Below are 12,322 nucleotides of genomic sequence, written 5' to 3' on the forward strand. Positions count from 1 at the left end.
AAATTCCGTACTTGTATTGACTTTAAAGGCATAATCACCGATAATTAAATCATCGGGAGGCAACACCGCCACCCGAAAAATTGCCGATATCGGCTCACTAAGGAGCAAGCATGACTACAGTTACCACCCCTTCCCAACTGAAAAAAGAAGTCGAATCTCAGAAAGAATTATTGCTGCGCGCCTGCCTCGAAGCGTTCAACCAGCTGCCTAATCAGCGCCTGCAAGGCGCTTTCCAATCGACGTATGCACTGGCGGCAAAATTAAGCCAGCTGCTGCAACAAACTAAATAGCACTGACTGCCCGGCCAAGCCGGGCCTTTAGGCGATTTCTGAGCCGCCTAAAGAAACAAGCCCGGATTGACCGGGCTTGTTTCTTTCCGCTGCGCGGCCGTTCACGTATAGGAAATTGAAAGCCTTTCTTGTCTGCGTTGAATCCCTGAAAGAGAAGAACATGATCCGCAATCCCCGCCCTGAAGGGCGGGGAGCAGTCAAGGTTTCTGGCTTAGGTCTTCCCTGCCTTGCTTTCCGGTCAGTGCCGGTTGCAGAACTTTACCAGGTTTAAGCAGTCAGGCGTATAGCTGGCGCATTCAGTCTACAAAGCAGAACAGCACGCGAACGTCACCCTGCATATTCAGCTTTTTCAGCGCACCCAGGTGCAAAAAGTACCGTTCACCCAGGAATAGCCGTAGGTATCCGGTTCCAGGAATTGCCGGTGGTTTTTGTTTCTGTGTAAATGTGTATTGCACAATACACTACAAATTTAGTTCATTGGCTTCGACGGCAAGCCAGCAGTTAAAGGTTTCGCCTTTCCGTTCACCCTCGCACCCCCCCTCCGCTTTCAGCTTTCCGCAAGCCTGGCATTTTCCCAGCTGTGCCTTCTGCTCCTGCCACTGCTGCCAGTTGCGGATAAGCAGCAGCTGGAAAAATTCGTTCGTTGAATAAGGCGTTCGTCCAGGACGGCGAACCCGGCACAGCTCCTGCAACATTGCTTCTTCCTGTTTTGTTAGCGTGACTGTCACGCTTGTGCCTTCTTCCTTGAGCCGCGCGCGGCGGCGGGCCTGGCGTATACGGGCCAGTTCTCGCTGTCGGTCATTCATTATTTTTCTCCCCGTGATGGTCACGCGCGACTGTCACGATGAATTAAAACGGGCATTGCCCCTGCGGGGCCGTTCTGCCGTGCTGCGCTTCGAGCCGGTTCCCGTCTCGCCCCGCTTACGCGGGCGGCGGCCACTAATGCCTCCGGCCTTCGGCCTCCGCGCTCCGCTTGACAAAAAAACCGGGACACGCCCGGTTTGCTTTATCTCAGTAAAAGTATCGCTATCGCGGCGCCTACTGCGGCGCCCACGATGGTGCAGCCAGCTGTAATAAAAAGGATCTGACGGGTAAACGTCTCAGCACTGGACGCCTGCGCGCGGCGGAATTTAGTTAGAAATTCCTCGCGCGCCTTAGCATCATCACTAATTGCCAGGCTAATTGAACGCTGGTTTTCTACTAAAGCCCGTTTAAAAGAGTCTGCCGTCTCTCCTAAACTTTCGGTGTCTTTTGCCAGCTTTTCCGAAAGCTCAGAAAGTTTCTGCGTCATTTCTTTCTGAGTTGCGGTGATTTCCTTCGCGTCACCTAAAAACCAGTCCATCAGAACTTCTAATTTATCCGGCTGCTTTTCCATTTTATTCTCCCATTAAAGCCGCATATGCTTTATCGAGATTAGCTTTTACCGGAATCGCCTGTTTCATGTATGTATAACGGCGTGCCAGTTTTTTGCGCTCGTCAGCATCGGTTGTTTGTTTTGCACGGGATTTGAATTCTTCTGGATCTTCAGCGGTCAATACTTCGAATGAGATACGGTGAAACGCCAGATATTCGAAAACCTCACTGTTATAAATAACAGCCTTCTTGCTTATTTTGCCAATCTTCGTTTCTTTGACAAACTCAAACACCGGCGCCAGCACATCTTCTACTTCACTGTCTGGACTAATACGGTTTGGAACAAAGATAATTTTCTTGCTGCTCACGCCCGCTTTACTTAACGTGTGTGCCGTTTTCAGGCTTTCATCAATCGCCTTATTATCCGGCGTCACCGGGATTACATATTTATCAAATTCGTTCGCGCCACTGTCAAAGCGAGACATAGCCATCAGGAACGCTTCAACGTTTGACGCGCCAATATCAATAATGCCTGCATCTTCAAAAACAATATCCTCAATCAAACGTGAGAAGTCGTCACCTTTAAAACTGGTCACATTTTCAATACCCAGATCGGAAGCAGACTGGTTGATAGTCTCTACCGCATAGAACTTTGCACCAGTCAGGCGCGGGGCTAACAGGTAAGATGAAATTAATGTTTTACCAACACTGCCACTGTAATTAATTACCGCTACTTTCATAAATCACCTCAGAATTTTTTGTTGAACTTCTTAGGGTTGAAATCCTCACCGATTTTATTGAAGAACTCTTTATCAATAATGCCGGGACTCTCTGCTTTTTCACTTTCCTGCGCTTCAGGCTCAGACGGTTGTGTATTGTGCAATACACTTTCCGCTGCACCCTTCGCGCTACTCTTATCATGTGTATTGTGCAATACATTTTTTCGGTTTTGCCGCGTTCTATACAGTGCCATCTCAAGCCCTTTGGCTGTTACCGAAAAGCTGTATTCGCTGTCGAGGATTTCAGCAATTTCATGCCGCGTTAGCCCTCTGTCCAGCCAGTTCTCGATTTCATTTAGGCGCAATCTGACAGCAGCCGATAAGTTGCGGGGTTTCAGATCTGCTGGTTTATTCATAACCCCCTCCGTTGTATGAAGATGACTCTACAACACTCGTAAGAAGGGGTCAATCCAGTTTTGTAGTTTATTTGTAGTTTTCTTGTAGTCTATTAGTAGTCTGCCACGGTTTTAGTAGTTTCTTTGTAGTTTCTTTGTAGTTTCCTTGTAGTCTATTAGTAGTCTGACAACGCTAAGGTAAATCGTTTTTTGTAGTTTATCTGTAGTTTATCTGTAGTTTATCTGTAGTTTTTGGTTGCTCAGATGGTCATGCAAGCATGACCATCAAAGAATAGGACGCTTTTTAGCCAAATGACCCTTAACCTACGGAGATCGCTCCTACCAAAAAAGATGATTTTTTATCCCTTAACCTGCTATACACCTAACGCAGCGCGATAAATCACGCTATCGTACTGATTTAAAAGATAAAAAAATAAATAGCGTCAATATTCGGTAATAATTAGGTATTAAAAACACCCAATAACCCATTGTTTTATAATGAGTTTGCTTTATTACTTTGGTAATACTAAGATTTCAGCTTGTTAGATCCCAATTTTTTGTTTAAGAAATGCACAATGTGAGGACTGAATGCCAATAATAACCGCAAAAGTATCAGATGAACTTTTGGCCTATATAGACCTGGTTTCAGGAGGTAATCGGTCAGATTATCTGCGGCGCTGCATTGAAGCTGGCCCAGGTGATCGGGAGTCCGGGTTGAAAATAGTTGCCGACCGGCTGAGCGACGTAAATCGCAAACTGGATTATCTTTTTGACCGTGCTTCAGATGCGGATTTTGGCCCACTGCGCGATGAGCTGAAGGCAATAACCGAAACGCTATCTGGCGTAAAATTCCCACCGGCAGGACAGATGATGTTGCATGAATCACTCGCTATTGAAACGCTAATCCTCCTGCGCTCGATAGCAGAACCGGGCAAAACCAAAGCGGCAAAAGCAGAGGTTGAACGTAACGGCTACAAAGTCTGGGAACCAAAAAAGGAGCGCTGAAATGGACGATAGAGAAAGAGGCTTAGCATTTTTATTTGCAATTACTTTGCCTCCAGTGATGGTATGGTTTCTAGTTGCAAAATTTACCTACGGTATTGATCCATCCACGGCTAAATACCTGATTCCGTATCTGGTTAAGAATACTTTTTCGCTATGGCCTTTATGGTCAGCTTTAATTGCTGGCTGGTTTATTGGTGTTGGCGGTCTGATCGCTTTTATCATTTATGATAAATCACGCGTGTTTAAAGGCGAAAGATTCAAAAAGATTTATCGTGGTACAGAGCTTGTTCGCGCCAGAACACTCGCTGATAAAACACGCGAAAGAGGTGTCAACCAGTTAACCGTGGCTAATATCCCCATACCTACATACGCTGAGAACTTGCATTTTTCGATTGCCGGTACAACCGGTACTGGTAAAACCACAATTTTCAATGAACTGTTATTTAAGAGCATCATTAGAGGCGGCAAAAATATTGCTTTAGATCCAAATGGGGGGTTCTTAAAGAATTTCTATCGTCCCGGCGATGTTATTTTAAACGCCTATGATAAACGCACTGAAGGCTGGGTGTTTTTCAATGAAATTCGCCGTTCATATGATTACGAGCGTTTAGTGAACTCTATTGTTCAGGAAAGCCCTGATATGGCTACTGAAGAATGGTTCGGCTATGGCCGTCTTATTTTTAGTGAAGTTTCGAAAAAACTTCACAGCCTATACAGCACAGTAACTATGGAAGAAGTTATTCACTGGGCCTGTAACGTTGACCAGAAAAAATTAAAAGAATTTTTAATGGGGACGCCTGCCGAAGCTATTTTTTCCGGGTCTGAAAAAGCAGTTGGAAGCGCGCGATTTGTTCTCAGTAAGAATCTTGCCCCACATTTGAAAATGCCGGAAGGTAATTTTTCCCTGCGTGACTGGCTTGATGATGGAAAGCCGGGAACCCTGTTTATCACCTGGCAGGAAGAAATGAAAAGGTCACTTAATCCGCTAATTTCCTGCTGGCTGGATTCGATTTTTTCTATCGTGCTGGGTATGGGTGAAAAAGAAAGCCGCATTAATGTATTTATTGACGAGCTGGAATCACTCCAGTTTCTGCCAAACCTCAACGATGCACTGACCAAAGGGCGTAAAAGCGGTCTGTGTGTTTATGCTGGCTATCAAACCTATTCTCAGCTGGTTAAGGTTTATGGTCGGGATATGGCTCAGACAATTCTGGCTAACATGCGTTCTAACATCGTGCTGGGCGGCAGCCGTCTCGGTGATGAAACGTTGGATCAAATGTCGCGCTCACTCGGTGAGATAGAAGGCGAAGTTGAGCGTAAAGAATCCGATCCTCAGAAGCCCTGGATTGTCCGTAAACGCCGCGACGTTAAAGTTGTTCGTGCCGTAACGCCTACCGAAATATCAATGTTGCCAAACCTCACCGGCTATCTGGCGTTGCCTGGTGATATGCCCGTCGCTAAGTTCAAGGCTAAACACGTTAAATACCATCGCAAAAACCCTGTTCCTGGCATTGAACTGAGGGAGATCTGATGCTTGATATAACCACGATTACCCGCCAGAACGTCACTAGCGTTGTGGGCTACTACTCTGATGCAAAGGATGATTACTACAGTAAGGATTCATCATTCACGTCCTGGCAGGGAACCGGAGCTGAAGCCCTCGGCTTATCCGGGGACGTTGAATCAGCCCGGTTTAAAGAGCTGCTTGTCGGAGAGATAGATACCTTCACGCATATGCAGCGACACGTGGGTGATGCCAAAAAAGAGCGTCTGGGCTACGACCTGACGTTTTCAGCGCCTAAAGGGGTATCCATGCAGGCGCTGATACACGGCGATAAAACCATTATCGAGGCTCATGAAAAAGCTGTTGCCGCTGCTGTGCGTGAAGCTGAAAAACTCGCGCAGGCCCGGACGACTCGCCAGGGGAAATCAGTAACCCAGAATACCAATAACCTTGTCGTCGCTACTTTCCGCCACGAAACTTCCAGGGCGCTAGATCCTGATTTGCACACACACGCTTTTGTCATGAACATGACCCAGCGCGAGGACGGCCAGTGGCGCGCGCTCAAAAATGATGAGCTGATGCGTAACAAAATGCACCTGGGCGATGTTTACAAACAGGAGCTGGCGTTGGAGTTGACCAAAGCCGGTTATGAGCTGCGTTACAACAGCAAAAATAACACGTTCGATATGGCCCATTTTTCAGATGAACAGATTCGCGCTTTTTCCCGCCGGTCGGAGCAAATTGAAAAGGGACTCGCTGCAATGGGTCTGACGCGGGAAACCGCCGATGCTCAGACGAAAAGCCGCGTCTCGATGGCTACGCGTGAAAAGAAAACAGAGCATTCCCGTGAAGAAATTCACCAGGAATGGGCCAGCCGCGCCAAAACGCTCGGCATTGATTTTGATAACCGTGAATGGCAGGGACACGGTAAACCTCTGGAGGCTGATATAGCGCGCAACATGGCCCCGGATTTTACCAGCCCGGAGGTTAAAGCTGACCGGGCTATCCAGTTTGCAGTTAAGTCGCTGTCAGAGCGCGATGCCAGCTTTGAACGCCAGAAGCTGATTCAAATCGCTAATAAGCAGGTGCTGGGCCATGCCACAATAGCCGATGTTGAAAAAGCGTACCTGAAGGCGGTACAGAAGGGCGCCATCATCGAGGGCGAAGCCCGGTATCAATCAACTCTGAAGGTCGGTGCTTCAGTTATGGCCGAAACTCTGACGCGCAAAGAGTGGATCGACTCGCTGACGAATAGCGGGATGCGTGCGGATAAAGCCCGTTTTGCGGTAGATGATGGTATTAAAAACGGCAGGCTTAAAAAGACCAGCCACCGCGTCACTACCGTGGAGGGTATTCGCCTTGAGCGTTCCATTCTGACTATCGAATCACGCGGCCGGGGGCAGATGCCGCGACAGCTGACCGCAGAGATTGCAGGCCAGCTGCTTGCCGGGAAAACCCTCAAGAAGGAGCAGATGCGCGCGGTTACAGAAATTGTGACGAGCAAAGATCGGTTTGTGGCCGCACATGGTTACGCCGGTACCGGTAAAAGCTATATGACGATGGCCGCTAAAGAGCTGCTGGAGTCACAAGGGCTGAAGGTCACGGCGCTGGCCCCCTATGGGACACAGAAAAAAGCGCTTGAAGATGATGGATTACCGGCCCGCACCGTTGCCGCTTTCCTCAAAGCGAAGGATAAAAAGCTGGATGAAAAATCAGTCGTATTCATTGATGAAGCCGGGGTTATACCCGCCCGACAGATGAAACAGCTGATGGAGGTGATCGAGAAGCATAACGCTCGCGCGGTATTCCTGGGGGATACGTCACAGACGAAAGCGGTAGAAGCCGGTAAGCCTTTTGAGCAGCTGATTAAAGCAGATATGCAGACCAGCTACATGAAAGACATTCAGCGACAGAAGAATGAAGTTTTGCTTGAGGCGGTTAAGTATGCCGCTGAAGGTAATGCCGCGCGCGCCCTGAAAAATATCACCGGCGTGAACGAACTGAAGGAAGAAGCGCCCCGACTCGCTCAACTTGCCGATCGCTACCTGTCTCTGTCCTCAGAACAACAGGATGCCACCCTGATAATCTCTGGTACGAACGCCTCACGCAAAACCCTCAATGACTACATCCGGGGCAATCTGGGGCTTGCCGGAACCGGCGAAACGTTCACGCTACTTGACCGCGTGGATTCGACACAGGCGGAACGCCGCGACAGCCGTTATTTCAGTAAAGGGCAAATCATTATCCCCGAACAGGATTACAAAAATGGTATGAAGCGGGGCGAGTCTTACCAGGTTCTTGATACCGGGCCGGGCAACAAATTGACGGTTGAAAGCAGCAGCGGTGAGCAGATCGCTTTCAGCCCGCGTACACACACCAAGCTGTCTGTATACCAGGCAGTCAGCGCCGAACTGGCGCCGGGCGATAAGGTTATGGTAACGCGTAACGATAAAACGCTGGACGTTGCCAACGGCGACCGCTTCACGGTGAAAACCGTGGAGGGTGAAAAACTGACGCTTGAGGACAAAAAAGGGCGCACGGTTGAGCTGGACAAAAAACAGGCTTCTTATCTTTCCTATGCTTATGCAACCACCGTCCACAAATCCCAAGGGCTTACCTGTGATCGCGTGTTGTTCAACATAGATACCAAATCGCTTACCACTTCTAAGGACGTTTTTTATGTTGGTATTTCGCGTGCGCGTCATGAGGTGGAAATTTTTACCGACGATAAAAAATCTTTGGCATCGAGCGTGAGCCGCGACAGCCCGAAAACCACGGCCGCAGAAATTGACCGTTTCTTTGGGCTTGAGGCCAGGTTTAAGGATATTGGCCGCGATACCAGTTTAGAAACCCGATCAGCTGAAAAAGGTCTGCCAGAAGCCACGGGGGAAAGCATGGCGTTTAACCAGAAACCCGATGAACATAACATGACAACCGGCACTGATTATCAGCCGGTGAGCAACGCAGAGGACGCCTTTCATCTTAAGCAGAACCCTATGGATGATTCCGTTGGCCTGCGGCGTCATGAAGCACAGCAAAATGATGCAGAGCTGGCCCATGATTATGCTGCTGCCGACGATCAGCAGTGGAGCGCGCAGGAGTATGCCGATTACGAGCATTATGCCGAAGCATCAGACTACGACTTTGACAGCAGCATTTACGACGATTACGCCATGCCGCAGACGTCTCAGGCGGAACAGAGCCATACCGGAAAAGAACACACCCATGAGCATGAGCATGAAGAAGGGGGCCATGAAATCTGATGGAGCAGACCGACAAGCGCAAGCAGGATAAACTGAAGTTCGACCGGGTAATTAATCTGGCGCGCAGACTGCCGCAACCGGCGATCCATGACTTACTACGCGCGCTGATACTGCCAATTCAGGCCGATTACTTGCTGGCCGTTGGCACGGAGGGCCAGGACGCGCGCCCGGACATGAACGAGCGCGAGTTCTTCTTCACAAAAATCATCTGGGCGATGGATTACACGCACATGAAATCACTCAGGCTTGCAGCTGAAGATTTTCCCCTGGCGCTTGCGACGGCCAAGATCCTGCCGTGGCCGTGGGGTGAATCAAGCTACCGGAGTGCTTTAGCCGATATAGGCAGCGCTAAGGGCAATCCGTGGGTACAGGATATTAACCACCGCGTTACTTTGTGAGTTCTTGAAATTCTATTCTTGATTGCATATCATCTCAACGAGTTTCGATAAGAAAGGATGCGCATGCGACCGTCTGTTGTGCTTGACATGAAGCGAAGCGCAGTGCGTGAAGCGGTAGGCCGCTTTCGCGCCGCGAACCCGCGCGTCTTCGGCTCGGTGCTGCATGGCACCGACCGGGATGGCAGCGACCTCGACCTGTTGGTCGATGCGCTGCCCGGTGCCACGTTGTTGGACTTGGGCGATTTGGAAGAAGAACTGAAATCGCTGCTCGGCGTTGACGTCGATCTGCTGACTCCCGGCGACCTGCCGCCGAAGTTCCGGGCCAAGGTGCTCGCGGAGGCGCAACCGATATGAGCGAGAACCGCCTGCCCGATTACCTCGACCACATTCAGCAGGCCGCAACCGATGCGCGCAGCTTCGTGGAAGGGATGGCCAAGGACGACTTCTTGGCCGACAAGCGCACCCAGCAGGCCGTCATCATGAGCCTGATCGTCATCGGCGAGGCGGCCACAAAGGTGATGGATGGCTACGTCGAGTTCACCCAGGCGCATGCCGACGTGCCGTGGCGCAGCATGCGCAATATGCGTAATCGCATGGCTCACGGCTATTTCGACATCAACCTCGATGTGGTGTGGGAGACGGTACAGGAATGGCTGCCGGCGTTGCTCCAGCAATTGCCCGCCGTGCGTCAGGATGCCGACGATGAAGACCGTAACGACAACTGTGAAAGAGGGATCTCCGATGACTGTTGAATCGAGAATATTTTCTGTAGCCGAGTATGTTCAGCCGTCCGAAGGCGAGCCTATTCGTTCCGTTGTGCTTGAAACCCGAGACTCAATTATCGTGGTTTGGCATGTCCATCCCGGGCAGGAAATTGCGGCTCACATTCATCCTCACGGCCAAGACACGTGGACTGTTTTGTCGGGAATGGCTGATTACTTTCAGGGCAATGGGATTGTTCGTGCCCTCAGGGAAGGTGAGATAGCCGTGGCAAGACCGGGCCAAGTGCACGGGGCGCGAAATACAGGTACCGAGCCATTTGTGTTAGTCTCGGTTGTGGCATCAGCCAATGCCGGTTTCGTATTGGCTGAGCGATAGAGCCCAATCTCTGGAGTTGGTCCAATGAGCGGTCGGGGAGATAGGTAACAGACATGCAGCGGACACGGCTGCTAAACCAGGTCGCAAACCTCCTTGCGTCGCAGCGTGCCGCAAGCGACGCGATCAATCGAATGGGGTCGGCATGAGACTGAACACCATCCAGTTCCCGACCGCGTAGCCGCCTGTCCTGCCGATCAGGTCTTGACCATCGACGCCTGGGATCAGTCCTGAATGTTCTTGGAGACCACTACGTTATGAGCCGCAGCCGCCGCAAAACACCCATCGTCGGGCACACGACCTGCGGCAGCGAGCGCGAGGACAAGAAGCTCTGGCATCAGCGCTGGCGCACCCGTGAGCGCACGGCGCTGACCAGCGCGTCGCCCGAAGCCCTGAGCGCCCATCTGCCCCTGCTGGAAAACCAGGCCAGCAGCGTCTGGTCGATGGGCAAGGATGGCCGCTCCTACTGGCCCGTCAAGCGCCAGGCCGCCACGGCGGATCGCATCGCCAATCACAAGGGACGCAACCCGCAAGAACGCGCCTCCCTGAAAAAGCGCCTGCTTACACTGTGATTCCTTCAAAATATCTCAACGAAATTTCCCGACACCTGTTTAAGCTATCTTGCTGATATTTCTGTTTTTCGATTTTTGCCGGCGCGATGCCGGCGACGTTGGCCAGCTGCCCCGGGCGCGATACTGAGATCAGTTTCTTTGAACAAAAAAACCGCCTTTTGGCGGTCAGTATTCAGTAGCTGGAACGGTAGTCTCTCCCCCGATTCCAGCGGTCTTGCCAGTGTTCGAGGAATGATTCAGCGAGCTTAGGCATGTTCCAGATCACCACCGCATTCTCCGAGTTTTTCGTTTCGGCCGCTTTGGTGAAATTAAAGCTGCCAGTTTCAACGGTCACATTATCCACGATGATCACCTTGTCATGCTGGATAGGGAAATCACTGTCAGTACGCAAAGGGATGCCGCTGTTCGCTATGTAGTTCATGGCCGCAATGCTGGCGCGCCCCGTATTGCCCCTTTCATCAATTACGATTTTCACATCAACTCCCCGTTTTTTGGCTGCTACCAGTGCTTTCATAATATCCGGGGCGGTAAAAGAATAAGCCATCATCCGTATCGAGGTTTTTGCGGAGTCAATGGCGCTCAGGACGAGAACGCGGGCGCTTCCTTCAGGCGAGTAGCCAACCTGAACGGATGGTTCCACCGCAAAGGCGGGCAGGGCGGCTGTCGTAAATGCTGCGGCCAGAAGCCAGGTTGCTAAGTTTTTCATTACAGGCTCCCGTTCACACACTGCATTTTATATTCAGGGTCAAAATAAATTTCTTTGATTTTCCGCTTTTCCATATGCACCACAACGTCAATGGTGGAGTAGAGCATTCGCATAATATCGCTCATATCGAGCATACGGCCGATAGGGGTCGCCTTGATAAGCAGCCCAATACGGTTAAAGGCATCGCGCGCAGAGTTAGCGTGCGTTGACATAACACCGCCTGGATGGCCGGTATTAAGTGCTTTAAGATAATCCCACGCAGCATCATCCCTAAGCTCAGTCATGATGATACGGCCCGGTGTCAGACGCATACAGGCTCGCAGGGCATCAGTGGCGCTGACGCGGCCGATCTTTCCTGCATCGCCGTACATCATATAAACGGCTTCTACAACGTGATCGACCGTGACTTCGTGAACGTCCTCTAAAATAATTACACGCTCGTCTTTATGTAGCGATTTTAACAGCGCGCGCGTGAGTACCGTTTTCCCCGACCCGGTTTCACCGCAGATCACGATAGTGCGTTTCTTCTCAACGGCGGTTTGCAGGAATGCGGGCCATTTTTCGCTGCTGTGCAGCTCTTTAAGGAAAAAATCATCATCCGTTAGGCTTTGCTTGCTGCCGGTAATCTTCCGGCAGTCACTGAAAATCCCCTCGCGGGTCAGCTGCTCCAGATTTTTATCGGCCGCCAAATCCTTACGAAACGCTACGGCCGTTGTACCGTCAATCACCGCAGGGGGCAGACAGATAACGCCCCTGATCCCGCCAGGCAGGATCACGTCATTAATGGCCTGCATGGTCAGCTTGTTGCTGCTCACCAACGATTTAGCAAGGTTCCTAATAAAATCTGCCGTAATTGCCGCGTTCTGCACAACCCTGCGGCCGCTGAACGTATCACAGATAACTTCCTGAAAGCAGTTAATGCGAATTTCAAAAACAGTAGGATCTTCTAAATACTCGCGCAGTGGGCCAAGTTGATAGAAAGCTGCATCAGTCATGATTACTCCTGAAGAAAAGCGGGCGCT

General features: G+C 50.5%; 15 protein-coding genes. 9 read left to right on the forward strand and 6 right to left on the reverse strand.

Features of this window, described 5'->3' with window-relative positions:
- Nucleotides 1-110: 110 nt before the first annotated feature.
- Nucleotides 111-290, forward strand: a complete 180-nt coding sequence (gene ccgAI, locus EGY12_RS00005) for a protein CcgAI (protein WP_012561134.1) — start codon at nt 111-113, stop codon at nt 288-290.
- Between the two features lie 461 nt (nt 291-751).
- On the opposite strand, the gene EGY12_RS00010 is transcribed toward ccgAI, so the two are convergent.
- The 4 genes from EGY12_RS00010 to stbA form a co-directional block, all read right to left on the reverse strand.
- A complete protein-coding gene (locus EGY12_RS00010; protein WP_012561137.1) occupies nt 752-1,096 on the reverse strand; it encodes a hypothetical protein in 345 nt (114 codons plus the stop codon).
- A gap of 200 nt (nt 1,097-1,296) precedes the next feature.
- A complete protein-coding gene (stbC, locus tag EGY12_RS00015; RefSeq protein ID WP_012561138.1) occupies nt 1,297-1,665 on the reverse strand; it encodes a plasmid stabilization protein StbC in 369 nt (122 codons plus the stop codon).
- A 1-nt stretch (nt 1,666) separates the two neighbouring features.
- Complete coding sequence (gene stbB, locus EGY12_RS00020; RefSeq protein ID WP_012561139.1) at nt 1,667-2,383, reverse strand: StbB family protein; 717 nt, start codon at nt 2,381-2,383, stop codon at nt 1,667-1,669.
- Between the two features lie 8 nt (nt 2,384-2,391).
- Complete coding sequence (gene stbA, locus EGY12_RS00025; RefSeq protein WP_013279398.1) at nt 2,392-2,778, reverse strand: plasmid stabilization protein StbA; 387 nt, start codon at nt 2,776-2,778, stop codon at nt 2,392-2,394.
- 567 nt (nt 2,779-3,345) lie between these two features.
- Between stbA and EGY12_RS00030 the strand changes: the two genes are divergently transcribed.
- The 8 genes from EGY12_RS00030 to EGY12_RS00065 all read left to right on the forward strand — a co-directional run bounded on the left by EGY12_RS00030 (nt 3,346) and on the right by EGY12_RS00065 (nt 10,594).
- The gene (locus EGY12_RS00030) at nt 3,346-3,762 is read left to right on the forward strand and encodes a hypothetical protein (RefSeq protein WP_001749975.1); all 417 of its coding nucleotides are present in this window, start codon (nt 3,346-3,348) and stop codon (nt 3,760-3,762) included.
- A gap of 1 nt (nt 3,763) precedes the next feature.
- A complete protein-coding gene (locus tag EGY12_RS00035) occupies nt 3,764-5,293 on the forward strand; it encodes a type IV secretion system DNA-binding domain-containing protein (protein ID WP_000342688.1) in 1,530 nt (509 codons plus the stop codon).
- Nucleotides 5,293-8,529, forward strand: a complete 3,237-nt coding sequence (gene mobF, locus EGY12_RS00040; RefSeq protein ID WP_012561142.1) for a MobF family relaxase — start codon at nt 5,293-5,295, stop codon at nt 8,527-8,529. The genes EGY12_RS00035 and mobF overlap by 1 nt, the downstream gene beginning before the upstream one ends.
- Nucleotides 8,529-8,927 carry a DUF6710 family protein gene (locus tag EGY12_RS00045; protein ID WP_012561143.1) on the forward strand — a complete coding sequence of 133 codons (399 nt, stop codon included), beginning with the start codon at nt 8,529-8,531 and terminating at the stop codon, nt 8,925-8,927. The genes mobF and EGY12_RS00045 overlap by 1 nt, the downstream gene beginning before the upstream one ends.
- Before the next feature lie 63 nt (nt 8,928-8,990).
- Entirely contained in the window at nt 8,991-9,281 is a 291-nt protein-coding gene (locus EGY12_RS00050; protein ID WP_001247892.1) for a nucleotidyltransferase family protein, read from the forward strand.
- Nucleotides 9,278-9,679 (forward strand): DUF86 domain-containing protein, encoded by a 402-nt coding sequence (locus EGY12_RS00055; protein WP_001293886.1) that lies wholly within the window; start codon nt 9,278-9,280, stop codon nt 9,677-9,679. The genes EGY12_RS00050 and EGY12_RS00055 overlap by 4 nt, the downstream gene beginning before the upstream one ends.
- Complete coding sequence (locus tag EGY12_RS00060; protein ID WP_000215515.1) at nt 9,669-10,025, forward strand: cupin domain-containing protein; 357 nt, start codon at nt 9,669-9,671, stop codon at nt 10,023-10,025. The genes EGY12_RS00055 and EGY12_RS00060 overlap by 11 nt, the downstream gene beginning before the upstream one ends.
- Nucleotides 10,026-10,279: 254 nt before the next feature.
- Entirely contained in the window at nt 10,280-10,594 is a 315-nt protein-coding gene (locus EGY12_RS00065) for a hypothetical protein (protein WP_000091613.1), read from the forward strand.
- Between the two features lie 172 nt (nt 10,595-10,766).
- Here the strand turns inward: EGY12_RS00065 and EGY12_RS00070 are convergent, their stop codons facing one another.
- Both EGY12_RS00070 and EGY12_RS00075 read right to left on the reverse strand, forming a co-directional pair.
- Nucleotides 10,767-11,300, reverse strand: coding sequence for a phospholipase D family protein (locus EGY12_RS00070; RefSeq protein ID WP_000792636.1), 534 nt, complete (start codon nt 11,298-11,300; stop codon nt 10,767-10,769).
- On the reverse strand, nt 11,300-12,295 hold the full coding sequence (locus EGY12_RS00075) for an ATPase, T2SS/T4P/T4SS family (RefSeq protein ID WP_012561144.1): 996 nt from the start codon (nt 12,293-12,295) through the stop codon (nt 11,300-11,302). Before EGY12_RS00075 ends, EGY12_RS00070 begins: the two co-directional genes overlap by 1 nt.
- Nucleotides 12,296-12,322: the final 27 nt, after the last annotated feature.

Source organism: Serratia sp. FDAARGOS_506 (genome assembly GCF_003812745.1).
In the GTDB taxonomy this organism is placed as follows: domain Bacteria; phylum Pseudomonadota; class Gammaproteobacteria; order Enterobacterales; family Enterobacteriaceae; genus Serratia.